A 26,249-nucleotide genomic window follows, 5' to 3' on the forward strand; every position below is an offset into this window, starting at 1 on the left:
GAAACGGAGCCGCGTGTCCCGGCCCGGGGCACGCGGCTCCGTCGTTCACGGCCGGTCGATGACGTATGTCACTGGTACCGGGGGTCCGGGCGGCCCAAGCTGGACCGAGGGGCCGGCCGGGCCGCCGGTCAGGAGGTCTCAGGAGCCGTGCCCGAGGTGAACCCGAAGCCGCCCGTGCGCCACCGGGCGCACATCCTGTACCGGTCTCTCCTCGCCGCCGTCACGCGCCGCCCGCCGGCCCACGGCGAGCCGGGCGCGACGGCGATGCGCCACTCCTCCGAACTGCGCGCCATGGTCCTGGCCCTGACGCTCACCGAGATCCCGGTGGCCTTCCTCCTCTCCGGGATCCTGCCGCCGCCGGCCCGGCCGTTCCACGCGCTCCTGGAAGCCGCCCTCGTACTCACCGGCTTCGGCGTCCTGGCGGCGCTCGCCCGGCAACCGCACACGGTCACCGCGTCCCGGGTCGTCCTGCACACCGGCTTCATGGGCAGCCTCGACCTGCCGCGTACGGCGGTGCGTTCGGCGGCCCTCACCTTGCGGACGATCCCCGGCCGCGGTCTGCGCCGGGTACCCACCGAGCCGGCCGCCGTCGCCTGCTCACTCGGCGGCACGACCGGTGTCCGGCTGCACCTGGACCCGCCGGTGCCGATGGATCTCGGCGACGGTGACACCGTCACCGTCGACACCGTCTACGTGTCCGCCGACAGACCGGACGCTCTCGTGCGGGCGCTCAGGGAGCGGGCGGAGTCCCGGTGACACCGCTCCGTCGCGGAAGCCTTTCCTCAACCGCCTGGTCGGCGGCCTCGACCCTCGCTGACCGCCGGACTCAGGAAGCCCGGCCCGCGCGCACCGCGTTGAGCAGGGCGGCGCCCCGCTCCGCGTCGTCGACGCTCACCGCGAAGTCCGTACGGCGCCCTCGGGGCCGTATCACCAGGCACTCCCCGGCGCGCAGCATCACCGTGGTGCCCAGGCCGCTGACGCGGTAACCCCAGCCGCCCACCTGGGCGGGACCGCGGACCTCGGCGCGCGCCGCGTCGATGTCGCCGGGCGCCCAGCGCCGCGCGGGCCAGCCGAGCGGACCGAAGGACACCTCCAGGCCCCGCTCCGAGACCCGCGCCTGCACCGAGGAGAACAGGGCGCAGGACAGGGACGCGACGGCGCAGCCGGCGAACGCCGCCCACAGGCCGCCGGGGTCCGCGAGGCCGCCGACGACGGCGACGAGGAGCCCCACGGCCACGAGGCCGGTCACGGCCGCCACCAGCCGGAGCCAGGGGTTGGCGGTCCGGGAGAACCACGCCACCCGTCGGCCGTCGGGGACGTCCAGGGCCGGGACGCCGGACGCGTGCGCACCGGCGGCCGCGGTGTCCGCCGGGCGCCGGGTGGTGACGAACCAGGCGCCCACTCCCGTGACGACGGCCGCGACGAGGATCGCGACGATCCAGCCGGTCGGCTGCCGGGCCTCGTGCCAGTCGGTGCGGTCCAGGTTGGCCCGGACGAGGGCGGCCTGCGCGCCGGCCAGCACGATGCCGGTGGGCAGCAGGGTCGCGGCGGTCCACGGGTGGTGCGGCGTGGAGCGTCGGCGCAGCAGCACGCCGAGCGTCAGCCCCGCCGTGACCAGCCAGATCAGCGCCGGGAAGAGGGAGGCCGCCCACAGGGGCATCGATCCGTCGGGCTCCCCCGAGCCCAGCCCCCAGTGGGTCGCCAGCGGGTCGGGCAGCCGCTCCCGCACCATGAACGGCATTCCGGCCAGCACGGCCGTGACACCGACCGTCCAGACCACCGCCGTCGTCCGCACCGCCACCGTCGTGTCCTTCACGGCATCCCCCTGATCATGTCGATGAGATCGGTCCTGCTGTAGCCCAGCCGGGCCGCCTCGGCGACCAGCTCCCGTACGCGGATCTGCAGGCCCGAGTGCGGCCGGGCCCCCTCGGCGACGGTCACCCCCCGGCCTCGGCGGAACTCCAGCAGGCCCTCGTCCCGCAGTCCGCGCAGGGCGCGCAGCACGGTGTTGACGTTGACGTCCAGCGCGGCCGAGAGGTCGCGCGCGGAGGGCAGGCGGTCCCCGGGGGCGCACTCGCCCTCGGCGATGGCGCGCCGTACGGCGCCCGCGACCTGTTCGTGCAGCGGGCGGGTGTCGGTTGTGTCCAGACTCAGCAGCATGGTGCTAATGACACTATCACCATCAGCTCCAAACGGGCAGGCGCGCCGGAACGGGAAAAGGGCCCGTCGCGGTTGCGACGGGCCCCTCGTGCGGTCGGGCCGGCTCAGTTCAGCCTGGCGAAGCCGTAGTTCATGAGCTTCGTCGCGTCCTTGGCGCGCTGCGCCGAGGACGACGAGGTCAGGACCGTGCCCACGACGGTCTTCCCCTTCCGGGTCGCGGCGAAGACCAGGCAGTACTTGGCCTCCGGACCCGAGCCGGTCTTCACACCGATCGCGCCGCTGTAACTGTCCAGCAGCGTGTTGGTGTTGACCCAGGGCGCCATCGTGCGGGTGCCGCCCTTCCTCGTGACCGTCTTCGCCGTGTACTTCTTCGTCTTCACGATCGTGCGGAAGGTGGAGTTCTTCAGGGCGCTGCTCGCCAGTTTCGTCAGATCGCGCGGCGTGGAGTAGTTCCCGCCGTTGCCGATGCCGTCGAACGAGTCGAAGCGGGTGTTCTTCATGCCCAGCTTCTTCGCCTCCGCGTTCATCTTGCCGATGAACGACTTCACGCGGGCGGCACGGGTCTTGCCCGAGCCGAACCTGTCGGCGAGGGCGTACGCGGCGTCACAGCCCGACGGCAGCATCAGCCCGTACAGCAGCTGCCGGACCGTCACCTTGTCGCCGACGATGAGGCGGGCGGAGGAGGCGTTCTTCGAGACGATGTAGTCGCTGTACGCCATCTGGATCGTGACCTTGGCGTCCAGGTTCAGCTTGGGCTGCGAGAGCACCACCTTGGCGGTCATGATCTTGGTCGTGGAGCCGGTGGCGCGCCTGGTGTCCGCGGCCTTGGTGTAGAGCGCCCTGCCGTCCGCGTTGTTCATCACGAAGCCGCCCTTGGCGACGATCGACGGCGCGGCGGCGGCTCGCGCGGGCACGCCTCGCGCGAGAGCGGCCTGAGCGGCCTGAGCGGACGTGTGCGCGGGCGCGGCCTGCGCGGGCGTGGTGGCGAGGGCGCCGGCCGCGAGTACGGCGCCGCTGGTCAGGGCGACGGCTACGGCTCTGCGGACACGGGCGCCCGGAATGACGTTTATCAAGTTGAGTACCCCGATTGTGATGAATTCCCCTGAGGCGCGGCCGAGTTGTGGTCGGTGCGGGTTCGGCCGTGTCTGTGCGACATGTGAATAGCACGGATGGTTGTGCGGTGGCGGGGCGAGGGCGCCGGGTCCCTCCGACGGGTGGCGGGGCGTCCGCATCGTGGACGGCGTCCTTCTTGTGTCCCTGTTGTATCTATCCTGTCGGCATGACCACGGCAGTGAAGCAGCCCCCAGCGGCGGACCGCGTCTACACCCACGTCAAACAGGGCGTCCTGGAGCGCCGCTACGAGGGCGGAACCCTGCTCACCGAGGGGGAGCTCGCCGAGGCGGTGGGCGTCTCCCGCACTCCGGTGCGCGAGGCGCTGCTGCGGCTGGAGGTCGAGGGGCTGATCCGGCTCTACCCGAAGAAGGGCGCGCTGGTGCTGCCCGTCTCCGCGCAGGAGATCGCCGACGTGGTGGAGACCCGGCTGCTGGTCGAGGAGCACGCGGCGCGCAAGGCCGTACCCGCCCCGCCCGGTCTGGTCGAGCGGCTGGAGAAACTGCTGGCCCGGCAGAAGGAACAGGCCGCCGCCGGTGACTTCGCCGCTGCCTCCGTCACCGACCGCTGCTTCCACGCCGAGATCGTCCGCAGCGGCGGCAACGAGATCCTCTCCCGCCTCTACGACCAGCTCCGCGACCGCCAGTTGCGCATGGGCGTCGCCGTCATGCACTCCCACCCCGACCGGATCGCCAAGACCCTCGCCGAGCACGAGGAGATCCTCGACGCGCTGCGCTCCGGCGACGCGGACGCGGCCGTCGGCGTGGTCCACCGGCACGTGGGCTGGTTCTCGCACCTGGCCCGGGGGGAGGTCCGATGAGTTCGGCCACGTCGGGCGGCAAGGCCCTGCCCGGGGATCCTCCGGGCGGCCGGCGCGCGATCGCCGTGTGGGGCATCGGCGTCGCCGTCTACTTCGTCGCCGTCATCTTCCGCACGTCCCTGGGGGTGGCCGGTCTCGACGCCGCCGACCGCTTCCACGTCAACGCGTCGGCCCTGTCCACCTTCTCCATCCTCCAGCTGCTGGTCTACGCCGGCATGCAGATACCCGTCGGTCTGCTGGTCGACCGGCTCGGCACCAAGAAGGTGCTCGGCATCGGCGTCGTGCTGTTCACGGTGGGGCAGCTGGGCTTCGCCTTCTCCCCGTCGTACGGCATGGCGCTCGCCTCGCGGGCGCTGCTGGGCTGCGGGGACGCGATGACCTTCATCAGCGTGCTGCGGCTGGGCAGCCGCTGGTTCCCGGCGCGGCGCGGGCCGATGGTCGCCCAGCTCGCCGGGCTGGTCGGCATGGCGGGCAACCTGGTCTCCACCCTCGTCCTGGCCCGGCTGCTGCACGGCATCGGCTGGACGGCCGCGTTCGCGGGCAGCGCGCTGGCGGGTGTCGTGGTGCTGGTCCTGCTGCTGCTCTTCCTCAAGGACCACCCCGAGGGGCACGAGCCGGAGCCGGTGCCGCACCAGGGCGCCGCGTACGTACGACGCCAGATCGCCCTGTCCTGGCGGGAGCCGGGGACGCGGCTCGGGCTGTGGGTGCACTTCACCACCCAGTTCCCGGCGATGGTGTTCCTGCTGCTGTGGGGCATGCCCTTCCTGGTGGAGGCGCAGGGCCTGTCCCGGGCACGGCGGGCGGACTGCTCACCCTCGTCGTGCTCTCCAACATGGCGGTCGGCCTGGTCTACGGGCAGGTCATCGCCCGGCACCACGCGGCGCGGCTGCCGCTGGCTCTCGGCACGGTGGGCGCGACGGCGGCCCTGTGGGCGGCGACGCTGGCCTATCCGGCCGACCGGGCGCCGATGTGGCTGCTCGTCGTGCTGTGCACGGTGCTGGGCGCCTGCGGGCCGGCGTCGATGATCGGCTTCGACTTCGCGCGGCCGGCGAACCCGCCGGAGCGGCAGGGGACGGCGTCCGGCATCACGAACATGGGCGGCTTCATCGCGTCGATGACCACGCTCTTCGCGATCGGCGTGCTGCTGGACGCGACGGGCGACGACTACACCGTCGCGTTCTCGTCGGTGTTCGTGCTCCAGGTGCTCGGGGTGACGCAGATCCTGCGGTTGCGGAGGCGGGCGGCACGCCGGGAGCGGGAGCGGTTGGTGGCGAGCCGGGTGGAGACGGTGCACGTTCCCGTGTAGGCACCCGGCGGGGGAGGCGGGGCGGGCCGGGATGCGCCGCCGCCCCCTCGACCGCCGGACGGGCTGGAGGCGTCCGCCTGCGTCACCGCGTCACCGCGTCACCGCGTCACCGTGAAGTTGCGCAGGATGGCCGCCGCCAGGTCCGGGTCGCCCTCCGTCTTGATGCGGTCCTCCGCCGCCCGGGGCGTCACCCGGCCGCAGGCGAGGCGGACGTACGTCTCCCAGTCGAGGGCGATGGTCGCGGCGGGGCCGAGGGCCGGGGACGTCTCCAGGGTGCCCCGGCCCTGGATGTCGACGCGGACGGTGCGCAGGAACTCGACCGGCCCGTGGACGTCGAAGACGACGGCCGAGCTGCGCGGCGCGTTCGCCCGCTCGGCGACGACGGCCGGCAGCTCGTCGAGCAGCACGTCACGGGCGACGTGCGCGCCGGGGGAGTCGAGGTCGAAGGGGCGGCCGAGGGCCTTGCGCAGGTCCTGTTCGTGCACCCACACGTCGAAGGCGTGCCGGCGCATCGACTCCTGGAGGGTCAGCTCGGCGCCGAGCGGGCCGCGCACCTTCGTACCGGGGTCCCGGGACTCGTTCCGCAGCTGGCGGTTGCGCCGGATGATCATGTACTCCAGCTCGGACGTCATCTCCGGCGCCGTGTGGTGGCGGCGGACGTCGACCTGCATCTCCATGTAGCGCTGGTGGTCGGTGGTGACGTGGAACAGGTCGCGCGGGAGCGTGTGGATGGGGCGCGGGTCGCCCAGCATCTCCGAGTCCAGACCCATCACGTGGGAGACGACGTCCCGCACCGACCAGGCCGGGCAGGGGGTGCGCCGGTTCCACTCCGCCTCCGCGAGCGGCTGGACCAGCTCGGATATCGCCTCGATGGAGTGAGTCCAAGCGTCGGCGTAGGGCTGGAGGGTGGGATGCAGACTCACGGAACGGGACCCCTCGGCGGTCGGTACTCGGGTGGGTGGTGGCGGCGGTGCCAGTGGGAGGTGGCTGCGGTCGGCGTCGGCTTGGCACTCCCCCGGCTCTCGGCTGCGCTCGATCCGGGAGGACCCCCAAGTTACGCTGCTGTGCGGCACCCCGGCAGTGCTTTCGTGTGACGATCGTAGGCCCGTGTGGACGGGTCGAATGCCAGGACGGTGGTAGTGTGCGCGCCTCTTTGATCCAAATCGCCGTGAACGAGGACGAAACGGTTGAAGCGCGCCGTCGGCGCGTGGCGTCCCTCGTCCGGGAGCGGGCGGACGCCGCCGACCTCGTCGTCCTGCCGGAGCTGTGGACCACGGGGGCGTTCGCGTTCGAGAGGTTCGCCGCGGAGGCGGAGCCGCTGGAGGGCCCGACGTACGAGGCGATGGCGAAGGCGGCGAGCGACGCGGGCGTGTGGCTGCACGCCGGCTCCGTGCCGGAACGGGACGGGGACGGGACGCTCTACAACACGTCCCTCGTCTTCTCCCCCTCCGGTGACCTGGCCGCCGCCTACCGCAAGATCCACCGCTTCGGCTTCGACAAGGGCGAGGCCGTGCTGATGGGCGCGGGACGCGAGCTGGTGACGGTCCGTCTGCCGGAGACCACCCTCGGCGTGGCGACCTGCTACGACCTCCGTTTCCCCGAACTCTTCCGCGGCCTCGTCGACGCCGGCGCCGAGACCCTCGTCGTCCCGGCGGGCTGGCCGGAGCGCCGCCGGTCCCACTGGACGCTCCTGGCGCGGGCGCGGGCGGTGGAGAACCAGGCGTTCGTCCTCGCCTGCGGAACGGCCGGGACGCACGCCTCGGTCCCGCAGGCCGGCCACTCGATCGTGGTCGACCCGTGGGGCGAGGTGCTGGCCGAGGCCGGCGCCGGCGAGGAGATCCTCACCGTGGACCTCGACCCGGCGAAGGTGGCCCGTACCAGGGAGCAGTTCCCGGCCCTGAAGGACCGGGTGCTGGGCCTGGACACCCCCGGGCACTAGTCCTGCTCCTCCCGCCCCTCCCGTTCCTTCTCCGCGAGGTGGATCACGCACACCGTCAGCGCGATCAGCAGCGCCGGGTCCGCGTCGTCCCGTACGACGTCCAGGCCGTAGGTGTCCCGGAGGGTGAGCCACCGCCGGGAGGCGACGGCCAGCAGTTCGCCGTCGTACTCGATGGCGAACTCCCGGTCGAGGATCTTGCCGCTGACGTCCAGCTCGTTGCCGTCGGCCAGGGCGACCCGGTAGTGGTTGCGCAGCAGCGAGAGCCGTTTGCGCTTGATCCGGGCCAGCGGCTCGCCGTCCCGTTCGATCACCATCGTGTCGCGCAGCGCGAGCATCTTCTGGTGGATGTCGACGAGGACCCGCCCCTGGGCGTCCTTCAGCTCCCAGGTGTCCCGCAGCCGCATCGCCTTGCCGTCGACGAGGAACACCTTGTTGCCGCTGTCGTCCTCGATCCAGTAGTCGTCGCCGAAGCCGAGGAGCCGGTCGTGCACGAGGAATCTCATGGCGAGATCGCTTCCCCGGCGTCCGTCGCGAAACGCCGTCGGTAGGCCGACGGGCTGAGTCCGGTCTCGCGGCGCAGCCGCACCCGGAGGTTCACGGCGGTGCCCAGGCCGCTGCGGGCCGCCACCACGTCCAGTCGCTCCTCCCCCAGCTCGATGAGCCTGCGCGCGAGGGTCACGCGCTCGGCCGTCAGCCAGGCGAGCGGCGTCGTCCCCAGCTGGGCCCGGAAACGCCGGTGCAGCGTCGCCGGTGACACCGCGGCGCGGTCCGCGAGGTCCGTCACGGTCAGCGGCTCGTGCAGACGCCCCCGCGCCCACTCAAGCAGCGGCGCCAGCGACAGGTCGGGTACGTCGGGCACCGGCCGCTCCACGAACTGCCGCTGCCCGCCCTCCCGGTGGCCGGCGAACACCAGCCGCCGGGAGACGGCGTTCGCGATCTCGGCGCCGTGGTCCTTGCGCCAGATGTGCAGTCCCAGGTCGAGCGCCGCCGCGCTGCCCGCGGCGGTGAGCACGTCGCCCTCGTCCACGAACAGCACGTCCGGTTCCAGCAGCACGCGCGGATGCAGCCGCCGGAAGGAGTCCGCCCACAACCAGTGCGTGGCGGCCCGCCGCCCGTCCAGCAGCCCCGCCTCGGCGAGCGCGAAGCTGCCGGTGCACAGGCTGACGATGCGTGCGCCCCGCTTGTGCGCGCGCCGGACGGCGTCCAGGACGGCCGGGCCGCGCGGTACGACGTTGTCCGGCCGACCGGGGACGACGAGCGTGTCGGCCCCGTCCGCGGCCTCCAGGCCGGGCACGTCGGTGAGTGTGAAGAACCCGTGGTTCATCCGGATGCCGGTGGCCGGCCCGCACACCACCACCTCGTACAGCGGCCCGGCCAGGCCCAGTTCGGGGCGCGGCAGACCGAACAGCTCGGTGGCGCAACCGACCTCGAACGGATTGGTGCCCTCGTCGACGATCACGGCGACGCGATGGGTACGCGGGCGTTGAGAGGATCCTTGCGGCATGTGCGATTTCTAGCACTCGTCCGACGGAGGCGGTGGCGAAACGATGGCGTCATGACACAGGAACCCGTCGCTCTCGCCGCCGCCTTCGCGTCCTTCGCCGAGCTGTGGAGCCCACGCATCGTCACCGCCGTCAACGACTACGACGTCCGTATCGCCAAGGTCGAGGGGGAGCACGTCTGGCACGTGCACGACCACACCGACGAGTTCTTCCTCGTCGTCGAGGGCGAACTGCACATCGCCCTGCGCGAAGCCGGCGGGGAACGCACGGTCGTCCTGCCCGAGGGCTCGGTCTTCACCGTCCCGCGCGGCACGGAGCACAAGCCGTCCGCCCCCGTGCGCACCGCGATCCTGCTCCTCGAGCCGACGGGGACGTCGACCGTGGGCGACCGGCACGACGAGGTGCCCGACCACGTGGACGCGACGACGGGGCACGCGCTGACGTGAAGCCGCGAGGGCGCGGGAGCCGTGCTGCTCCCGCGTCCGGATCAGGCGCCGTAGCCGTTGTTGTACCCGTCCCGGGTGTGGGTGTGGGGCCGTTCCTCGACGACCGGGGTGGTCGGCGGCATCACGACGCGGCGGCGCCGGGCGATGCTGCTGAACGTCGCGACACCGATCAGGCCGACGATCATGAAGATGACACCGACCAGGTCGAGGTTGACGCCCTGCATGTCCCAGTCGGTCGCGAACGTGAGGATGGCTCCCACGGCGATGAGGATGATGCACCCGCCGAGGCCCATGAGTGTTGCCTCCCTGTCAGATCCGGTCGGTTCCGGGTTTCCGGTCGATCCGGTTCCGTGCGGGTACCCCGGGCCGGAACACACATGCGGGGCAAGGGTGTTCCGGCCGGGAAGGCCCGGGGCTCAGCCCTCCAGGAAGGCCACCAGCGCGTTCGCCAGCAGGTGCGGGTCGTCGGCGCCGCACAGCTCCCGGGCGCTGTGCATCGAGAGGATGGCCGCGCCGATGTCGACGGTGCTGATGCCGTGCCGGGCCGCGGTGATGGGGCCGATGGTGGTGCCGCAGGGCATGGCGTTGTTGGAGACGAAGGTCTGGAAGGGGACGTCCGCCTTCTCGCAGGCGGCGGCGAACACCGCGCGGCCCGAACCGTCGGTGGCGTAGCGGTTGTTGACGTTGACCTTGAGGATGGGGCCGCCGTTGACGCGCGGGTGGTGCGTCGGGTCGTGCCGCTCCGCGTAGTTGGGGTGCACGGCGTGGCCGGTGTCGGACGACAGGCAGACCGTGCCGGCGAAGGCGCGGGCCCGGTCCTCGTAGGAGCCGCCGCGGGCGAACACCGAGCGTTCCAGGACGCTGCCGAGGAGCGGGCCGTCGGCGCCCGTGTCCGACTGGGAGCCGGTCTCCTCGTGGTCGAAGGCGGCCAGGACGGGGATGTACGACAGGTCGGCACCGGAGGCCGCGACGGCGGCCAGGGCGGCCGTACCGGCGTGCACGGACAGGAGGTTGTCCATGCGCGGCCCGGCCACCAGCTCCCGGTCGCGGCCCAGGTACGCCGGGGCCTCCACGGAGTGGGTCATCAGGTCCCAGCCGGTGACCTCGCCGCGGGCGAGGCCCGTCTCCTCCTCCAGGAAGGCGATCAGGTCGCCGTCGCGGACGGAGTCGCCGAGTCCCCAGACGGGCTGGAGGTGGCGCTGCTTGTCGAGCTTGAGGCCCTCCGCCGAGACGTTGCGGTCCATGTGGATGGCGAGCTGGGGGACACGCAGCAGCGGGCGGTCGACGTTGACCAGGCGGGTGGAGCCGTCGCGCAGGGTGAGGCGGCCGGCCAGGCCCAGGTCGCGGTCGAGCCAGGAGTTCATCAGCGGTCCGCCGTAGATCTCCACGGCGACCTGGCGCCAGCCGTGCGCGCCGGTGTCCGGGCGGGGCTTCACGCGCAGGTTGGGGGAGTCGGTGTGCGCGCCGACGATGCGGAACGGGGTGTGCGGCTCGGCGCCCTCGGGCACGTACCAGGCCACGATCGCGCCGCCGCGCAGCACGTACTTGCCGCCCGCCGTCCCCTCCCAGGCGTCCGTCTCCGCGACCTGCCGGAAGCCTGCCTTCTCCAGCCGCTCGGCGGCGTTCGCCACGGCGTGGTACGGCGTGGGGCTCGCCGCCAGGAAGGTCATGAGGTCGTCGGTGTGGCCGCGGTCGAAGCGGGAGGGTGCGCTCATGGGGTTCACCTTAACGACGTGCGAGGGCCCGCTTCCCGTGGAGCGGGAGCGGGCCCTCGTCAGGGTGTGTGGAATTGGTGGAGGGGCCGGGCCGGTCCTAGAAGGCGGCCTCGTCCAGCTCCATCAGGTCCAGCTCGACGCCCTGGGCGACCTTGCGGGCCAGGGTGAGGCCGGGCAGGACGTTCGCGGCGAAGAACTTCGCCGCCGCGATCTTGCCGGTGTAGAACGCCTTGTCCTTGGCGGAGGCCGTCGGCAGCTTCTCGGCGGCGATGGCGGCGCCCTTGAGGAGCAGGTAGCCGACGATCACGTCACCGGAGGCCAGCAGGAGGCGGGTGGTGTTGAGGCCCACCTTGTAGATGTTCTTGACGTCCTGCTCGGTGGCGGCGAGGTCGGTCAGCATGAGGCCGACGATGGCCTCCAGCTCGACGGCGGCCTTGGCCAGGTGCTCGCGGGCGCCGGACAGCTCCTCGCCGCCGGTGCCGAGGGCGAGGAACTTCTTGATGTCCTCGGCGAGCGAGTTCAGCGCGGCGCCCTGGTTGCGGACGATCTTCCGGAAGAAGTAGTCCTGGCCCTGGATCGCCGTGGTGCCCTCGTACAGGGTGTCGATCTTGGCGTCGCGGATGTACTGCTCGATCGGGTACTCCTGGAGGAACCCGGAGCCGCCGAAGGTCTGGAGCGACTGGGCGAGCTGCTCGTAGGCCTTCTCCGAGCCGTAGCCCTTGACGATCGGCAGGAGCAGGTCGTTGAGGGCGTGCTCGGTCGAGGCGTCCTCGCCGTTCGCCTCCTTGATCTGGATCTCGTCCTGGACGGAGGCGGTGTACATCACCAGCGCGCGCATGCCCTCGGCGTACGCCTTCTGCGTCATCAGGGAGCGGCGGACGTCCGGGTGGTGCGTGATGGTGACCTTGGGGGCCGTCTTGTCCATGAAGTTGGCCAGGTCGGGGCCCTGGACGCGCTCCTTGGCGTACTCCAGGGCGTTGAGGTAGCCCGTGGAGAGGGTGGAGATCGCCTTCGTGCCGACCATCATGCGGGCGAACTCGATGATGCGGAACATCTGGCGGATGCCGTCGTGCTTGTCGCCGATCAGCCAGCCCTTGGCCGGGTGGCGGTCGCCGAAGGTCATCTCGCAGGTGTTGGAGGCCTTCAGGCCCATCTTGTGCTCGACGTTGGTGGCGTAGACGCCGTTGCGCTCGCCCAGCTCGCCGGTCTCGAAGTCGAACTCGTACTTCGGGACGAGGAAGAGGGAGAGACCCTTGGTGCCGGGGCCTGCGCCCTCGGGGCGGGCGAGGACGTAGTGGAGGATGTTCTCCGACATGTCGTGCTCGCCGGACGTGATGAAGCGCTTCACGCCCTCGATGTGCCAGGAGCCGTCCTCCTGCTGCACGGCCTTGGTGCGGCCGGCGCCCACGTCCGAGCCGGCGTCCGGCTCGGTGAGGACCATGGTGGAGCCCCACTGCCTGTCGACGGCGATCTTGGCGATGTGCTTCTGGACCTCGTTGCCCTCCTCGAAGAGGATGCCCGCGAACGCCGGACCGGAGGAGTACATCCACACGGCCGGGTTGGCGCCGAGGATCAGCTCCGCGTAGGCCCAGATCAGGGAGCGCGGCGAGGTGGTGCCGCCGATCTCCTCGGGCAGGCCCAGGCGCCAGTACTCGGAGTCCATGAAGGCCTGGTAGCTCTTCTTGAAGGAGGCCGGGACCGGCGCGGTGTTGGTCTCCGGGTCGAAGACCGGCGGGTTGCGGTCGGCGTCGGCGAAGGACTCGGCCAGCTCGTTCTCCGAGAGGCGGGTCAGCTCCTCCAGGACGCTCTTGGCGGTGTCCGTGTCCATCTCCGCGAACGGGCCGGTGCCGTACACCTTGTCACGGCCGAGCACCTCGAAGAGGTTGAACTCGATGTCCCGGAGATTCGGCTTGTAGTGCCCCATGGCGACGGCTCCGTTGAGAGATCGGCGAGGCACTGACTCCTCGCATCTGTACACATACCGACTGCACGTACCGAGCAGTAGCTACGATGATGCTACCCGCCGGTAATAAGAAGCAACCCCGAGCGGGCCATCTGTGACTCGTCACTCGTTACTCTTTGTCGCATGTACGGCTACGACCAGACCGCTGGCCAACAGCAGCAGCAGTACGCACCGCCGCAGCAGCCGATGTCCGGTGGGTACGGGCAGCAGCCGCCGCTGTACCCCGAGCCGTCCCCGCCCTCGCTCGCGGACGCGGTGCGGGCCTTCACCACCGGCCAGATGTCCGCCGAGGACTTCCAGCAGATCTTCGCCACCTCGAAGGTCTACTGCCCGCGCGGCGACAACCCCGGCTTCCTCGCGCTGCACAACACCCAGCAGCCGGTGATCCCGATGTTCACCGGCCTCAAGGAGCTGCGCCGGTACGCGGGCAAGGAGTCCAAGTACTTCGTGATCACCGGCGCGGAGGTGATCGACCTCCTGCCGACCGGCTACGGCTTCGTGCTGGACATGGAGGGCGAGCACCGGATGGTGTTCGACGCCAAGGCCGTGGAGCAGATGGTCGACTTCGCGATGCGCCGGATGTACGGCTAGACGCCGATGCCGCGCGGACGGCTGATCGGTGCGGCCGGAGCCCGTGAGCCCGGAGGGAATGCCCTCCGGGCTTTCTCGGTTCTGGGTGGCAAGAAGTTCAACGCTCAACTAAAGTGGGGCGCACGCCGCCCGAGGAGGTCGACATGCCTGCCGTGACCGTCGAGAACCCGCTGACGCTGCCCCGTGTATCCGCACCGGCCGACGCCGTCGCACGCCCCGTGCTCACCGTCACGACCGCGCCCAGCGGTTTCGAGGGCGAGGGCTTCCCGGTGCGCCGCGCGTTCGCCGGGATCAACCACCGCCACCTCGACCCGTTCATCATGATGGACCAGATGGGTGAGGTGGAGTACGCGCCCGGGGAGCCCAAGGGCACGCCCTGGCACCCGCACCGCGGCTTCGAGACCGTCACCTACATCATCGACGGGATCTTCGACCACCAGGACTCCAACGGCGGTGGCGGCACCATCACCAACGGCGACACCCAGTGGATGACGGCCGGCTCCGGCCTCCTCCACATCGAGGCGCCGCCGGAGCAGCTGGTCATGTCCGGCGGTCTCTTCCACGGCCTCCAGCTGTGGGTGAACCTCCCGGCCAAGGACAAGATGATGGCCCCCCGCTACCAGGACATCCGCAGCGGCAGCGTCCAGCTGCTCACCTCCCCCGACGGCGGCGCGCTGCTGCGTGTCATCGCCGGTGAGCTGGACGGCCACGAGGGCCCCGGCATCACGCACACGCCGATCACCATGGTCCACGCGACGCTCGCGCCCGGCGCCGAGGTCACCCTGCCCTGGCAGGAGGACTTCAACGGCCTGGCGTACGTGATGGCCGGACGCGGATCGGTGGGCGCCGAGCGGCGTCCGATCCACCTGGGTCAGACGGCGGTCTTCGGCGCCGGCGGTTCGCTGACCGTCCGCGCGGACGAGAAGCAGGACTCGCACACGCCCGACCTGGAGGTCGTGCTGCTGGGCGGCCGGCCGATCCGGGAGCCCATGGCCCACTACGGCCCGTTCGTCATGAACACCAAGGACGAGCTGATGCAGGCCTTCGAGGACTTCCAGAAGGGCCGGCTGGGGACCGTTCCCGCGGTGCACGGCATGTCCGAGGCGGGGCCGGAGGCCTGACACGCCGACGCCCGCGACGCGTCACCCGGGCGGGCCGTCCGCGCAGGACAGCCCGCCCGGGTGCGTGATCGGCTGGGGGCGTGCAGCTGCTTCCCGCCCCGGTGCGCCGGTTCGCCGCCTGGTGCGCCGTCATCCTGCTCGCCAGCGGCGTCGTCTACGTGGCGATCCGGCTCTGCGTCGAGTTCCGCACCGCGGTGACCCCGGCGCTGCTCGCGCTGCTCGGCACCGCGCTGCTCAGGCCGCTGCACCGGCGGATGGTGAAGGCGCACGTGCAGCGGTCGCTGGCGGCCGGGCTCACCTGCGTCGCCGTCGTGGCCGTGGTCGGCGGGGCCGTGTACATCGTGGTGTCCGCGCTCATCGAGACCGGGGACCAGATCGTCGCCTCGCTGCGGACCGCGGCGCGGGACATCGCCGACCACTTCGGGGCGGCCGGGACCTCGCTGGACGACATCGCCTCCAACGCGCGCGAGCTGCTGGGCAGGTTCGGGGGTACCGCCGCCTCCGGGGTGGTCACCGGGATCAGCGTCGTCGGGGAGATGCTGGCCATGGCCGTGCTCGCCCTGCTGCTCGTCTTCTTCTTCCTGCGCGACTCCGACCGGGCCGTCGGCACGGTGCGCTCCGTCGCCCCGCCCGGCGGCGCCGACATGGTCGAGGCGATGGCCCGGCGGGCCTTCGGGGCCGTCGAGGGCTTCATGCGGGGCACCACCCTCATCGCCCTGATCGACGCCGTCTGCATCACGGTCGGGCTGCTGATCCTGCGGGTGCCCGGCGCGGTCGGGCTCGGCGCGCTGGTCTTCGTCGGCGCCTACATCCCCTACCTCGGCGCATTCATCTCCGGGGCCGTCGCCGTGCTGGTCGCGCTGGCCGACCGGGGATTCGTCATCGCGCTGTGGGCCCTCGGGGTGGTGCTGGCCGTGCAGGTGCTGGAGGGGCACGTGCTCCAGCCGATGATCCAGAGCCGGACCGTGCACATGCATCCGGTGATCGTGCTCCTGGCGCTCACCGCGGGGGCGTCGGTGGCGGGCATCCTGGGGATGCTGCTCGCCGTCCCGCTGACCGCGGCGGCGTTCGGGATCGTGCACGAACTCCAGGGGCGTTACGCGGCGTCGGCGCCGTCCTCCGGGCCGCCGCCGCGGCCGTCCTCCGGGCCCGTGGACTCGTAGACCTCGTACCAGATGCTCTTGCCGTCGCCGCGCGGGGCGACGCCCCACTCGTCGGCGAGCAGCTCGATCAGCATCAGACCGCGCCCCGAGGAGGCCATCTCGCCGGGCCGGCGCTTGTGCGGCAGGTCGTCACCGGTGTCGGTGACCTCCACCCGGATGCGGCGCTCGCCCGGCTCCCCGGTGACCTCGGCGACCAGCAGGGCGTCGGCGTCGGTGTGGACCAGGACGTTCGTCAGCATCTCGGAGAGCAGGAGCACCGCGGCGTCCAGCTGGTCCTCGCTGGGCCAGTCGTGCAGGAGGTCGCGCAGGTGCCGCCGGGCGGTGGCGATCCGCTCCGGCTCGGCCTGGGCGACCGTCAGCATCGTGCGGCGCACCGGCGTCCGGATGACGGGGCTGTCGCCGCAGCCGCACCCCTCGCCCTGGCGGCAGAGCAGGAGCAGGGCGATGTCGTCCTCCCGCCGGTCGGCCAGGGGGCCGGTGGTGTGGTGCGAGGAGGGTCCGTGCACGGCCTGGACCAGCGCGTCGGCCAGCTCCTCCAGATCGCCCTCGTGCCGCTCCAGGATGACGCGGAGGCGGTCCCAGCCGGTGTGCAGGTCGTGGCCGCCGGTCTCGACCAGGCCGTCCGTGCACAGCATCAGGGTGTCCCCGGGCTCCAGGGCCAGCCGGGTGGTCGGGTAGTCCGAGTCCGGGTCGATGCCCAGCGGCAGCCCGCCCGCCGTGGCCCGGATCAGCGCCGTTCCGTCCGCCATCCGGACGACGGGGTCGAGATGTCCGGCGCGGGCGCTCTCCACGGTGCCGGTCGCCGGGTCCACCTCGGCGTAGTAGCAGGTCGCGAAGCGGGTGTCGCCGGGGTCGTCCTCGGAGGAGGTGAGGCCGTGCAGGAAGTGGGAGGCGCGGGCGAGCACCGCGTCGGGACGGTGCCCCTCGGCGGCGTAGGCGCGCAGGGCGATGCGCAACTGGCCCATCAGGCCGGCCGCGCGCACGTCGTGTCCCTGGACGTCGCCGATGACCAGGGCGAAGCGGCCCGCGGGCAGCGGGATCATGTCGTACCAGTCGCCGCCGACCTGGAGGCCGCCGCCGGTGGGGACGTAACGGGCGGCGATGCCCATGCCGGGGATCTCCGGGCCCAGCACGGGCAGCATGCTGCGTTGCAGGCCGTCGGTCAGCTCCCGCTGGGTCTCGGCGGCGCCCGCCCGGGACAGGGCCTGCGCCAGCATCCGCGCCACGGTGGTCAGCACCGAGCGCTCGTCCGGCGTGAACGCCACCGGGTAGGCGAAGGCGGCCATCCACGCGCCCATCGGGCGGCCCGCCACCGTCAGCGGCAGGAAGGCCCAGGAGCGGCGGCCGTAGCGCTCGGCCAGCGGCCAGGTGAGGGGGTAGCGGGAGCGGTACTGCTCGGGGGAGGACAGGTAGACGGCGCGGCCGGTGCGGACCACCTCGGCGGCCGGGTAGTCCGTGTCCAGGGGCATGTTCACGAACGGGTTCATGTCGTTGTGCGGCTGCCCGTGGTGGCCGATGACCGTCAGACGGTCGCCCGAGACGCCGAAGACCGCGAGCCCGTCCGGTGAGAACCCCGGCATCGCCAGGCCCGCCGCCACGCGCAGCACCTCCGCCGTGGACCGTGCCTCGGCCAGCGCCCGCCCCGCGTCCAGCAGGAACGCCTCCCGCGAGCGGCGCCACTCACCGGTGACCGCGCTGCGCCCGGCGGGCGTGCCCGGTGTGGGCTCGGCGACCTCCTGGAGGGTGCCGGTCAGCTCGTACGTCTTGTGCACGGGGTCGAACGACGGCTTGGAGCGGCTGCGTACGATCCGGACGATGTGGCCCCGCTCGTCCATGATCCGGACGCGGACCTCGGCGAGGGTGCCCTCGGCGACGGCGAGCTGGACCACCCCGGTGATCTCGTTCCAGTCGACGGGGTGCAGCCGGGACCGTACCTGGGCCTCGGTGAGCCGGGCGCGCTCGGCGGGCAGCCCGAGCAGCCGGGCCGCCTCCGCGTCGACCGTGACCTCGCCGGTGGCGGTGTTCCAGTGCCACAGACCGGTCGCGAGAGCGGCAAGGACGTCCCCCACCTCGGGCAGGGGCTCACCAGTGCGCATTGCCCCACTTTAAGAAGAGGTGATCGGACGCTGCCACCGCTCGTCCCGGCGGCGACCGGGCCCGGAGGGGGCCGGACGGGGGGCCGAGGGGCGGTCGGCGGGAGCCGACGGGAGTCAATGGGGAGGATGGCAGCGGTGGCCGCCCGGTACGCTGGGGTTGTTTCACGTGAAACGCGAAACACCACTCCCGATCCGCGAAGGCTGGATGAACGACGATGCATCGGTACAGGTCCCACACCTGCGGCGAGCTCCGCTCCTCTGACGTCGGCACCGACGTCCGACTGAGTGGCTGGCTGCACAATCGGCGCGACCTGGGCGGCATCCTCTTCATCGATCTGCGCGATCACTACGGCATCACGCAGCTGGTCGCCCGTCCGGGCACGGAGGCGTACGAGACGCTCGACAAGCTGACCAAGGAGTCGACCGTCCGGATCGACGGCAAGGTCGTCTCCCGCGGCGCCGAGAACATCAACCCCGACCTGCCGACCGGTGAGGTCGAGGTCGAGGTGGGCGAGGTCGAGCTGCTCGGCGCCGCCCAGCCGCTGCCCTTCACCATCAACACCGAGGACGGGGTCAACGAGGAGCGGCGCCTGGAGTACCGCTTCCTGGACCTGCGCCGCGAGCGCATGCACCGCAACATCATGCTGCGCACGGCGGTCATCTCCGCCATCCGCCACAAGATGGTGGCCCTGGGCTTCAACGAGATGGCGACGCCCATCCTCACCGCGACCTCCCCCGAGGGCGCCCGCGACTTCGTCGTGCCCTCCCGCCTCCACGCGGGCCGGTTCTACGCCCTCCCGCAGGCGCCGCAGCAGTTCAAGCAGCTGCTGATGATCTCCGGCTTCGACCGGTACTTCCAGATCGCGCCCTGCTTCCGCGACGAGGACGCCCGCGCCGACCGCTCGCCGGGCGAGTTCTACCAGCTCGACGTCGAGATGAGCTTCGTCGAGCAGGAGGACGTCTTCCGCCCGATCGAGCAGCTGATGACGGAGCTGTTCACCGAGTTCGGCGGCGGCCGCGAGGTCACCTCCCCGTTCCCGCGCATCCCGTTCCGCGAGGCGATGCTGAAGTACGGCTCCGACAAGCCGGACCTGCGCGCCAAGCTGGAGCTCGTCGACATCACCGACATCTTCGAGGGCTCGGAGTTCAAGGCCTTCGCCGGCAAGCACGTGCGCGCGCTGCCCGTCCCGGACGTCTCGGCGCAGCCCCGCAAGTTCTTCGACCAGCTCGGCGACTACGCCGTCTCGCAGGGCGCCAAGGGCCTGGCCTGGGTCCGCGTCGGCGAGGACGGCACGCTGTCCGGCCCGATCGCGAAGTTCCTCACCGAGGAGAACGTCGCGGAGCTGACCAAGCGGCTCGCCCTGGCCCCCGGCCACGCGGTGTTCTTCGGCGCGGGCGAGTTCGACGAGGTCTCCAAGATCATGGGCGCGGTGCGGGTCGAGGCCGCCCAGCGTGCCGGGCACTTCGAGGAGAACGTCTTCCGGTTCTGCTGGATCGTCGACTTCCCGATGTACGAGAAGGACGAGGAGACGGGGAAGATCGACTTCTCCCACAACCCCTTCTCGATGCCCCAGGGCGGCATGGACGCCCTGGAGAACCAGGACCCGCTGGACATCCTCGCCTGGCAGTACGACATCGTCTGCAACGGCGTCGAGCTGTCCTCCGGCGCCATCCGGAACCACGAGCCGGACATCATGCTCAAGGCCTTCGAGATCGCGGGCTACGACGCGGAGACCGTCGAGCGCGAGTTCGCCGGCATGCTGCGCGCGTTCCGCTTCGGCGCCCCGCCGCACGGCGGCATCGCCCCGGGCGTCGACCGCATCGTCATGCTGCTGGCCGACGAGCCCAACATTCGCGAGACCATCGCCTTCCCGCTCAACGGCAACGCCCAGGACCTGATGATGGGCGCGCCGACCGAGCTGGACGAGACCCGGCTGAGGGAGCTGCACCTGACGGTGCGCAAGCCGCAGCCGAAGTAGTCCGCCGACGGCACGGCGCAGGGCCCGGCACTGGATCGACCTCCGGTGCCGGGCCCTCGTCTCCTCGCCTCGCGGCCTGCCGCGTCTCCTCGTCCCGGGAGACCTACCGCGCCACGAACTGGGTCAGGATCGCCTGTACCTCGTAGATGTCCACGCCCTTGGTGAAGGTCTTCTGGATGGGGGTCTGGGAGCCCGAGAGCCAGATCTTCAGTTCGGCGTCGAGGTCGAAGTGGCCGGCCGTCTCGACCGAGAAGTGCGTGATGCTGCGGTACGGGACCGAGTGGTACTCGGTCTTCTTGCCGGTGATGCCCTGCTTGTCGACCAGGATCAGACGCCGGTCGGTGAACAGGATGGTGTCGCGGATCAGCAGGTAGGCGGCGTGGATCTGCTCGCCGTGGCCGAGCAGCCGGGCGTACTCCTGCTGAGCCTGCGCCGGGTCTATGCGGTGCGCGTTGCCGAACAGTGCCATGGATCGGTCCCCCCGGGTGAGCTTGTCGTGGGTCCGATCCTCGCAAAGGGCGGGGCCCGGGAGGAAGCTCAGCTCCTCCCGGGCCCCGCCCTGTAGCGAGCGCGTTACGCGGTCGGCTTCTCCTCGAGACGGGGGAACAGCACCGCGCCCTTGGTGACCGTCGAACCGGCCGGCAGCCGGCCCCAGTCCGCCGCCTCCTGGACCTTCTGGTCCGCGAGGGCGCCGAGGGAGGGCTCGGCGCCGAGTGAGTCCCACAGCTTCTGGGAGGTGTCCGGCATGACCGGGTTGAGGAGCACCGCCACCGCGCGGAGGGACTCCGCGGCCGTGTAGAGGATCGTCGCCAGGCGGGCCTTGCCCTCCGGCGAGTCGTCCTTGGCGACCTTCCAGGGCTCCTGCTCGGTGATGTAGCCGTTGACCTGCTTGACGAAGTCGAAGACCGCCAGGATGCCGCCCTGGAAGTCCAGCTCCTCGCCGATCTTCCGGTCGGCCTCCGTGACCGCCTTGGTCAGGCCGTCGTGGATCGCCCGCTCCGCGTCGCCGTCGGCGGTCGCGGCCGGCAGCGCGCCGCCGAAGTACTTGTTGACCATGGCCGCCACACGGGAGGCGAGGTTGCCGTAGTCGTTGGCCAGCTCGCTGGTGTAGCGGGCGGAGAAGTCCTCCCAGGAGAAGCTGCCGTCCTGGCCGAACGCGATCGCGCGCAGGAAGTACCAGCGGTACGCGTCCACGCCGAAGTGCGAGGTCAGGTCCTGCGGCTTGATGCCGGTCAGGTTGGACTTGGACATCTTCTCGCCGCCGACCATCAGCCACCCGTTCGCGGCGATCTTCCCGGGGAGCGGGAGGCCCTGCGCCATCAGCATCGCGGGCCAGATGATCGCGTGGAAGCGGAGGATGTCCTTGCCGACCAGGTGGACGTCGGCGGGGAAGGTGGCCTCGAACTTCTCCGGGTTCTCGTTGTAGCCGACCGCCGTGGCGTAGTTCAGCAGCGCGTCGACCCACACGTAGATCACGTGCTTCTCGTCCCACGGGACCGGCACGCCCCAGTCGAACGTCGAGCGGGAGATGGAGAGGTCCTGAAGGCCCTGGCGGACGAAGTTCACGACCTCGTTGCGCGCGGACTCCGGCTGGATGAAGCCCGGGTTGGCCTCGTAGTGGGCGAGCAGCTTCTCGCTGTACTCGCTCAGCTTGAAGAAGTAGTTCTCCTCGCTGAGGATCTCCACCGGCTTCTTGTGGATCGGGCACAGCTTCTGGCCCGCGTACTCGCCCTCGCCGTCGAGCAGCTCGCCGGGGAGCTTGTACTCCTCGCAGCCCACGCAGTACGGGCCCTCGTAGCCGCCCTTGTAGATCTCGCCCTTGTCGTACAGGTCCTGCACGAACTCCTGGACGCGGTCGGTGTGCCGCTTCTGCGTGGTGCGGATGAAATCGTCGTTCGCGATGTCGAGGTGCTCCCAGAGGGGCTTCCAGGACTCCGTGACGAGCTTGTCGGCCCAGGCCTGCGGGGTGACCCCGTTGGCCTCGGCCGTGCGCATGATCTTCTGACCGTGCTCGTCCGTGCCGGTGAGGTACCACACCTTCTCGCCACGCTGGCGGTGCCAGCGGGTGAGCACGTCGCCTGCGACGGTCGTATAGGCGTGGCCCAGGTGAGGAGCGTCGTTGACGTAGTAGATGGGGGTCGAGACGTAGTACGCCTTCGCCCCCTGCTTCTCGGTTCCAGTGGCCGCCATGGGCGAAATCCTACTGGTCCGGTGGGGATCGGCTCACACGCGTTTCGGGGGGTGGACCGGGTCCTTCCGGCCCACCCCCCGAGGGTGAGGCTGCGGTGGCGCCGGGGTGGCGCCGTTCGCCTACGGGCGCCAGGCGGCCAGGACGCCCTCGTAGAGCTCCTTGTCGGTGAGTTCCTTCGGGGTCTCGCCGGCGAGGAAGTGGGAGGTGTTGGGTGTCTTGAGCTTGCGGAGGTAGTCGAAGGCCTTGTTCTCCGGGTCGCCGAAGGCGACGAAGGAGAAGTGGACGTCAGGGTGGTCGGCCGCCGCCTTGGTGAGGGACTGGGTGGCGGGGGTCTTGGCGTCCGGGGCGCCGTCGGTCTGGAAGACCACCAGGGCGGGGGTGCCGGGCGCCTGCTTCTCGTGGCGGGCGAGAACCGCCTCCACGGCGGCGTGGTAGCTCGTACGGCCCATGCGGCCGAGGGCGCCGTGCAGCTCGTCGATCTTGTTCTCGTGGTCGGTGAGGGTGAGCTCACCGGTGCCGTCCACTTCCGTGGAGAAGAACGTGACGTGGACGGTGGCCTCGGAGTCGAGGTGGGCGGCGAGGGCGAGGGTCTGCTCGGCGAGGGCCTGGGCGGAGCCGTCCTTGTAGTACGGGCGCATGGAGGCGGAGCGGTCGAGGACCAGGTGGACGGTGGCGCGGGTGCCGGTGAGGTCGTGCTTCTTGAGGGCGGCCGCGGCGGCCTTGTAGGCGGTGGTGAGGCCGGGGGCGCGGGTGCGGATGCGGGCTGCGGGGGTGGCGGGGGTGGCGGGGGTGGTGGGCTTGGGGGGCGCCTCGGCTTCGCCTTCGGCGGGGGTGTTCCCACCCGCACCACCCGTGCTGCTTTCGTCGTCGGGTGCGGGTGGCCCCTGTGGGGCGGGTTCGCCGTCGGCGGCTGACGGTTCGGGGGCGGGGGCCGCGGCCGGGGCAGTCTCCGGCTCCGGCTCCGGCTCCGGCTCCGGCTGGGGCTCGGGGGCCGTGTCGGCTGCGGGCTCCGGCCGGGTGTCGGTGGTGGCGCCGGTTGCGGGCTCCGGCTCGGTTCCGGGGGTCGCGGGCGCTGTGGGGTCCGCTTCGGTCTGGGGCTCTGCCTCGGCTTCCGGCTTCGGCTCGGGCTCGGCCTCGACCACGGGCTCCGTTCGCTCCGGCTGGGGCTCGGGCTCCGGCTCGATCTCGGGCTCCGGCTGGGGCTCGGGGGACGCGTCGGCTGCGGGCTCCGCGTCGGGCTTGGACTCCGCCTCGGGCTGGGGATCGGCCTCGGGCTCGGGCTCGACCACGACCACGGGCTCCGCCTCGTCCGCAGGCTTCGCCCCGTCCACAGGCTCCGGCCGGGTCTCAGCCGCCACCTCCGCCACGGGTTCCGCGTCGGCCGGCGGCTTCGGCTCGGTCTCGGCCGTGGGCTCTGCCACGGTCTCGGAGGCCGGGGTCGGATCCGAGGCCGGAGCCGGGGTCGGGTCGGAGGCCGGAGCCGGGGTCGGGTCCGGGGACTCCGTCGGTTTCGGGACCGTGACGTTGGCGAAGGCGGCCTTGACGAGTTCGTGCTCGTCGGGGGCGGCCGGTTCCCGGCGGGGCTCGGGGACCTGGGCGGACTCCGACGGGGCCGGCTCCTCGGCCGGCTCCGTGGGCGCGGCGGGCTGGGACGGGAGCTTCGGCTCCGGCGCGGTGGCCGGCGGTGCCGTCTCCTGCACCGCACCCTCCGCCTGGGCGGCCCGGTCTTTGCGTGACCGGCCGAACGCGTTCCGCAGGAGAGTGAGAATGCCCATGTGCGCAACCCTTCGCGTGAGTTGATGCCCGTAGATCCCTGGCCAGGACGGACACGTAAGGTTAGCGGCCCCGACTTGTGATCTTGTGCAGGGTCTGCCACGGAAGCGGTGGCGCGTCAAGGCGGGATCGAGACGCCGCGCGAATTCCCTTCCGGCTGCCACGGGTTCACCCGTCGTTCACCGCGACGCCCGTCTCCCGCACGTATGTGCACCTACGGTCGCGCTGATACCAAGGGCATACGAGGGCATCTCAGGGAGAACACAGTGCGCAAGCTGCTGCCGTTGATCGGAACGCCGTCCGGTTCGCACCCCGGCGGCCGGTCCGCCATGACCTGCCGTTTCCGGTGTGGTGACGCCTGCTTCCACGAGGTGCCCAACACCAGCTCCAACGAGTACGTCGGCGACGTCATCGCCGGCGCGCTCAGCCGCCGCTCCATGATGCGTGCCGCCGCCGTCGTCACCGTCGCCGCGGCCGGCGCGGGTGCCGTGGGTGTGGCCGGGGCGCCGTCGGCGCAGGCCGCGCCGGCGGCCGGAAAGGGACACGGGACGGGGAAACCGTCGAAGACGGACGGTGCGCGCGGGCTGCGGTTCGCGCCCGTCGCGCCCAACACCGACGACGTGGTGACCGTCCCGGAGGGGTACCGGCAGGACGTCGTGATCCGCTGGGGCGAGCCGATCCTGCGCGGGGCGCCCGCCTTCGACCCGGAGAACCAGACCGCGAAGGCGCAGGCGGGGCAGTTCGGTTACAACAACGACTTCCTGGCGCTGCTGCCGCTGCGCGGTGAGCACGGCCGGCAGGTCCTCGTCGCCAACCACGAGTACACCGACGAGGTGCTCATGTTCCGCGACTACGACCCCGAGAACCCGACCCGCGAGCAGGTGGAGATCGCCTGGGCCGCGCACGGCCTGTCCGCCGTGGTCGTGGAGGAGGAGCGCCGGAGCGGGAAGCTGACGCCCGTCACGCGGCACCGCCTCAACCGGCGGATCACCGCGACCACCGAGTTCCGGCTGACCGGCCCGGCCGCCGGGTCCGACCTGGTGAAGACCTCCGCCGACCGCACCGGCCGCAAGGTCCTCGGCACCCTCAACAACTGCTCCGGCGGCACCACCCCGTGGGGCACGACGCTGCACGGCGAGGAGAACTTCAACCAGTACTTCGCCAACGGCGGCAGTGCGACGGACAAGCGGTACGGGATCGGCACCGGTGCCACCGAGCGCAAGTGGGAGCGTTTCGACAAGCGGTTCGACATCGCCCAGGAGCCGAACGAGCCGCACCGCTTCGGGTACGTCGTCGAGCTGGACCCGTACGACCCGGAGTCCACCCCGCGCAAGCACACCCTGCTGGGCCGCTTCAAGCACGAGGCGGCGACCGTGCGGCTGACCCACGACGGGCGCCCGGTCGTCTACACCGGCGACGACGAGCGGTTCGACTACTTCTACAAGTTCGTCGGCAGCAAGCGCATGCGGCACGGCAACTCCCGCTGGGCCCGCGAGCACAACCTGTCGCTGCTGGACGAGGGCACCCTGTACGTCGCCAAGCTCTCCGGCGACTCCCCCTCGATCGAGATCGACGGCACGGGCAAGCTGCCGAGCGACGGCGAGTTCGACGGCAGCGGCACGTGGATCCCGCTGGTCACCGCCACCGAGGACGGCGCCGTCTCGCACGTCGAGGGCATGACCCCCGAGGAGGTGTGCGTCTTCACGCGGCTCGCCGGTGACAAGGTCGGCGCGACGAAGATGGACCGGCCCGAGGACATCGAGCCGTCGCCGAAGACCGGCAAGGTCTACGTCGCCCTCACCAACAACTCCAACCGCGGCAAGACCGGTTACGCCGGTCCCGACGAGGCCAACCCGCGCAACTCCAACAAGCACGGCCATGTCCTGGAGCTGACCGAGCGCTGGAACCGGGCCGACGCCACCCGCTTCGCCTGGTCGCTGTTCCTGGTCGCCGGTGACCCGGAGGACCCGGCGACGTACTTCGCGGGCTTCCCCAAGGACCGGGTCAGCCCGATCTCCTGCCCGGACAACGTCGCCTTCGACGACCACGGCAACCTGTGGCTGTCCACCGACGGCAACGCGCTCGGCAGCCACGACGGCCTCTTCGGCGTGGCGACCAAGGGTGACCGGCGCGGTGAGCTGAAGCAGTTCCTGACCGTGCCGACCGGCGCGGAGACCTGCGGCCCGCTCATCCAGGACCGGCGTGTGCTGGTCGCCGTGCAGCACCCGGGCGAGGTCGACGGCGCCTCCGTGGCGGAGCCGGCCAGCACCTGGCCCGACGGGCCCGGCACGTACGTGCGCCCGGCGGTCGTGGCCGTGTGGCGCGCGGACGGCCGCGACATCGGCGTCTGAGTCCGGTCCCCGGACGCGCTCTC

Annotated in this window: 22 protein-coding genes and 1 pseudogene; 10 read left to right on the top strand and 13 right to left on the bottom strand. The window is 71.5% G+C overall.

Features of this window, described 5'->3' with window-relative positions:
* The first annotated feature begins 147 nt into the window (after nt 1-147).
* Nucleotides 148-756, top strand: a complete 609-nt coding sequence (locus ACLIN4_RS17940) for a hypothetical protein (protein ID WP_411576001.1) — start codon at nt 148-150, stop codon at nt 754-756.
* A 70-nt stretch (nt 757-826) separates the two neighbouring features.
* Here ACLIN4_RS17940 and ACLIN4_RS17945 read toward each other — a convergent pair whose 3' ends face one another.
* From ACLIN4_RS17945 to ACLIN4_RS17955, 3 genes are all read right to left on the bottom strand, one after another.
* Complete coding sequence (locus tag ACLIN4_RS17945; RefSeq protein ID WP_107477855.1) at nt 827-1,816, bottom strand: DUF1648 domain-containing protein; 990 nt, start codon at nt 1,814-1,816, stop codon at nt 827-829.
* Complete coding sequence (locus tag ACLIN4_RS17950) at nt 1,813-2,160, bottom strand: GntR family transcriptional regulator (protein WP_100048851.1); 348 nt, start codon at nt 2,158-2,160, stop codon at nt 1,813-1,815. The genes ACLIN4_RS17945 and ACLIN4_RS17950 overlap by 4 nt, the downstream gene beginning before the upstream one ends.
* A gap of 104 nt (nt 2,161-2,264) precedes the next feature.
* Nucleotides 2,265-3,233, bottom strand: a complete 969-nt coding sequence (locus ACLIN4_RS17955; RefSeq protein WP_179342445.1) for a D-alanyl-D-alanine carboxypeptidase family protein — start codon at nt 3,231-3,233, stop codon at nt 2,265-2,267.
* Nucleotides 3,234-3,439: 206 nt separating this feature from the next.
* Here ACLIN4_RS17955 and ACLIN4_RS17960 point away from each other — a divergent pair, with 206 nt between their 5' ends.
* A complete protein-coding gene (locus ACLIN4_RS17960; RefSeq protein WP_411576002.1) occupies nt 3,440-4,090 on the top strand; it encodes a GntR family transcriptional regulator in 651 nt (216 codons plus the stop codon).
* A pseudogene (locus ACLIN4_RS17965) lies at nt 4,087-5,396 on the top strand (MFS transporter). Before ACLIN4_RS17960 ends, ACLIN4_RS17965 begins: the two are co-directional and overlap by 4 nt.
* A 98-nt stretch (nt 5,397-5,494) precedes the next feature.
* Here the strand turns inward: ACLIN4_RS17965 and ACLIN4_RS17970 are convergent.
* On the bottom strand, nt 5,495-6,319 hold the full coding sequence (locus ACLIN4_RS17970) for a maleylpyruvate isomerase family mycothiol-dependent enzyme (RefSeq protein ID WP_100048848.1): 825 nt from the start codon (nt 6,317-6,319) through the stop codon (nt 5,495-5,497).
* A gap of 218 nt (nt 6,320-6,537) precedes the next feature.
* Here ACLIN4_RS17970 and ACLIN4_RS17975 point away from each other — a divergent pair, with 218 nt between their 5' ends.
* A complete protein-coding gene (locus ACLIN4_RS17975; RefSeq protein WP_290013091.1) occupies nt 6,538-7,335 on the top strand; it encodes a carbon-nitrogen family hydrolase in 798 nt (265 codons plus the stop codon).
* Here ACLIN4_RS17975 and ACLIN4_RS17980 read toward each other — a convergent pair.
* Both ACLIN4_RS17980 and ACLIN4_RS17985 read right to left on the bottom strand, forming a co-directional pair.
* Nucleotides 7,332-7,838: an LURP-one-related/scramblase family protein gene (locus ACLIN4_RS17980; RefSeq protein WP_100048846.1), complete on the bottom strand. Its 507-nt coding sequence runs from the start codon at nt 7,836-7,838 to the stop codon at nt 7,332-7,334. The genes ACLIN4_RS17975 and ACLIN4_RS17980 overlap by 4 nt on opposite strands.
* Nucleotides 7,835-8,839 (bottom strand): helix-turn-helix domain-containing protein, encoded by a 1,005-nt coding sequence (locus ACLIN4_RS17985; RefSeq protein WP_290013092.1) that lies wholly within the window; start codon nt 8,837-8,839, stop codon nt 7,835-7,837. Before ACLIN4_RS17985 ends, ACLIN4_RS17980 begins: the two co-directional genes overlap by 4 nt.
* 51 nt (nt 8,840-8,890) lie before the next feature.
* Between ACLIN4_RS17985 and ACLIN4_RS17990 the strand changes: the two genes are divergently transcribed.
* A complete protein-coding gene (locus ACLIN4_RS17990; RefSeq protein ID WP_289908568.1) occupies nt 8,891-9,283 on the top strand; it encodes a cupin domain-containing protein in 393 nt (130 codons plus the stop codon).
* Between the two features lie 41 nt (nt 9,284-9,324).
* Here ACLIN4_RS17990 and ACLIN4_RS17995 read toward each other — a convergent pair whose 3' ends face one another.
* The 3 genes from ACLIN4_RS17995 to ACLIN4_RS18005 all read right to left on the bottom strand — a co-directional run bounded on the left by ACLIN4_RS17995 (nt 9,325) and on the right by ACLIN4_RS18005 (nt 12,922).
* Nucleotides 9,325-9,576, bottom strand: a complete 252-nt coding sequence (locus tag ACLIN4_RS17995; protein WP_100048845.1) for a DUF6458 family protein — start codon at nt 9,574-9,576, stop codon at nt 9,325-9,327.
* 123 nt (nt 9,577-9,699) lie between these two features.
* Nucleotides 9,700-10,998, bottom strand: coding sequence for a M18 family aminopeptidase (locus ACLIN4_RS18000; RefSeq protein ID WP_100048844.1), 1,299 nt, complete (start codon nt 10,996-10,998; stop codon nt 9,700-9,702).
* 97 nt (nt 10,999-11,095) lie between these two features.
* Nucleotides 11,096-12,922, bottom strand: coding sequence for an acyl-CoA dehydrogenase (locus ACLIN4_RS18005; RefSeq protein ID WP_107477857.1), 1,827 nt, complete (start codon nt 12,920-12,922; stop codon nt 11,096-11,098).
* Between the two features lie 162 nt (nt 12,923-13,084).
* Between ACLIN4_RS18005 and ACLIN4_RS18010 the strand changes: the two genes are divergently transcribed.
* From ACLIN4_RS18010 to ACLIN4_RS18020, 3 genes are all read left to right on the top strand, one after another.
* Nucleotides 13,085-13,552 (top strand): SseB family protein, encoded by a 468-nt coding sequence (locus ACLIN4_RS18010; protein WP_107477858.1) that lies wholly within the window; start codon nt 13,085-13,087, stop codon nt 13,550-13,552.
* Between the two features lie 143 nt (nt 13,553-13,695).
* A complete protein-coding gene (locus tag ACLIN4_RS18015; RefSeq protein ID WP_411576003.1) occupies nt 13,696-14,673 on the top strand; it encodes a pirin family protein in 978 nt (325 codons plus the stop codon).
* A gap of 80 nt (nt 14,674-14,753) precedes the next feature.
* On the top strand, nt 14,754-15,836 hold the full coding sequence (locus tag ACLIN4_RS18020) for an AI-2E family transporter (protein ID WP_289908570.1): 1,083 nt from the start codon (nt 14,754-14,756) through the stop codon (nt 15,834-15,836).
* On the opposite strand, the gene ACLIN4_RS18025 is transcribed toward ACLIN4_RS18020, so the two are convergent.
* Nucleotides 15,770-17,932 (bottom strand): SpoIIE family protein phosphatase, encoded by a 2,163-nt coding sequence (locus ACLIN4_RS18025; protein ID WP_107477859.1) that lies wholly within the window; start codon nt 17,930-17,932, stop codon nt 15,770-15,772. The genes ACLIN4_RS18020 and ACLIN4_RS18025 overlap by 67 nt on opposite strands.
* 215 nt (nt 17,933-18,147) lie before the next feature.
* Here ACLIN4_RS18025 and aspS point away from each other — a divergent pair, with 215 nt between their 5' ends.
* Nucleotides 18,148-19,911, top strand: coding sequence for an aspartate--tRNA ligase (gene aspS / locus ACLIN4_RS18030; RefSeq protein ID WP_100049375.1), 1,764 nt, complete (start codon nt 18,148-18,150; stop codon nt 19,909-19,911).
* Nucleotides 19,912-20,014: 103 nt separating this feature from the next.
* Here the strand turns inward: aspS and ACLIN4_RS18035 are convergent, their stop codons facing one another.
* The 3 genes from ACLIN4_RS18035 to ACLIN4_RS18045 form a co-directional block, all read right to left on the bottom strand.
* Nucleotides 20,015-20,380 (bottom strand): PH domain-containing protein, encoded by a 366-nt coding sequence (locus ACLIN4_RS18035; protein ID WP_100049374.1) that lies wholly within the window; start codon nt 20,378-20,380, stop codon nt 20,015-20,017.
* Between the two features lie 104 nt (nt 20,381-20,484).
* Nucleotides 20,485-22,101 (bottom strand): methionine--tRNA ligase, encoded by a 1,617-nt coding sequence (gene metG / locus ACLIN4_RS18040; protein WP_107477860.1) that lies wholly within the window; start codon nt 22,099-22,101, stop codon nt 20,485-20,487.
* Between the two features lie 120 nt (nt 22,102-22,221).
* A complete protein-coding gene (locus tag ACLIN4_RS18045; RefSeq protein ID WP_411576004.1) occupies nt 22,222-23,877 on the bottom strand; it encodes a VWA domain-containing protein in 1,656 nt (551 codons plus the stop codon).
* A 264-nt stretch (nt 23,878-24,141) separates the two neighbouring features.
* On the opposite strand from ACLIN4_RS18045, the gene ACLIN4_RS18050 reads away from it, so the two are divergent.
* Nucleotides 24,142-26,226 (top strand): PhoX family protein, encoded by a 2,085-nt coding sequence (locus ACLIN4_RS18050; RefSeq protein ID WP_289908574.1) that lies wholly within the window; start codon nt 24,142-24,144, stop codon nt 26,224-26,226.
* The last annotated feature ends 23 nt before the right edge of the window (nt 26,227-26,249 follow it).

This window comes from Streptomyces mutabilis, assembly GCF_046628145.1.
Lineage (GTDB): Bacteria > Actinomycetota > Actinomycetes > Streptomycetales > Streptomycetaceae > Streptomyces > Streptomyces mutabilis.

What these genes read in the sequence shown, in the direction of transcription:
- ACLIN4_RS17950 (WP_100048851.1), bottom strand. Translation starts at nt 2,160, where the DNA reads ATGCTGCTGAGTCTGGACACAACCGACACCCGCCCGCTGCACGAACAG.
- ACLIN4_RS17960 (WP_411576002.1), top strand. Translation starts at nt 3,440, where the DNA reads ATGACCACGGCAGTGAAGCAGCCCCCAGCGGCGGACCGCGTCTACACC.
- ACLIN4_RS17980 (WP_100048846.1), bottom strand. Translation starts at nt 7,838, where the DNA reads ATGAGATTCCTCGTGCACGACCGGCTCCTCGGCTTCGGCGACGACTAC.
- ACLIN4_RS17985 (WP_290013092.1), bottom strand. Translation starts at nt 8,839, where the DNA reads ATGCCGCAAGGATCCTCTCAACGCCCGCGTACCCATCGCGTCGCCGTG.
- ACLIN4_RS17990 (WP_289908568.1), top strand. Translation starts at nt 8,891, where the DNA reads ATGACACAGGAACCCGTCGCTCTCGCCGCCGCCTTCGCGTCCTTCGCC.
- ACLIN4_RS17995 (WP_100048845.1), bottom strand. Translation starts at nt 9,576, where the DNA reads ATGGGCCTCGGCGGGTGCATCATCCTCATCGCCGTGGGAGCCATCCTC.
- ACLIN4_RS18000 (WP_100048844.1), bottom strand. Translation starts at nt 10,998, where the DNA reads ATGAGCGCACCCTCCCGCTTCGACCGCGGCCACACCGACGACCTCATG.
- ACLIN4_RS18005 (WP_107477857.1), bottom strand. Translation starts at nt 12,922, where the DNA reads ATGGGGCACTACAAGCCGAATCTCCGGGACATCGAGTTCAACCTCTTC.
- ACLIN4_RS18010 (WP_107477858.1), top strand. Translation starts at nt 13,085, where the DNA reads ATGTACGGCTACGACCAGACCGCTGGCCAACAGCAGCAGCAGTACGCA.
- ACLIN4_RS18015 (WP_411576003.1), top strand. Translation starts at nt 13,696, where the DNA reads ATGCCTGCCGTGACCGTCGAGAACCCGCTGACGCTGCCCCGTGTATCC.
- ACLIN4_RS18025 (WP_107477859.1), bottom strand. Translation starts at nt 17,932, where the DNA reads ATGCGCACTGGTGAGCCCCTGCCCGAGGTGGGGGACGTCCTTGCCGCT.
- aspS (WP_100049375.1), top strand. Translation starts at nt 18,148, where the DNA reads ATGCATCGGTACAGGTCCCACACCTGCGGCGAGCTCCGCTCCTCTGAC.
- ACLIN4_RS18035 (WP_100049374.1), bottom strand. Translation starts at nt 20,380, where the DNA reads ATGGCACTGTTCGGCAACGCGCACCGCATAGACCCGGCGCAGGCTCAG.
- metG (WP_107477860.1), bottom strand. Translation starts at nt 22,101, where the DNA reads ATGGCGGCCACTGGAACCGAGAAGCAGGGGGCGAAGGCGTACTACGTC.
- ACLIN4_RS18045 (WP_411576004.1), bottom strand. Translation starts at nt 23,877, where the DNA reads ATGGGCATTCTCACTCTCCTGCGGAACGCGTTCGGCCGGTCACGCAAA.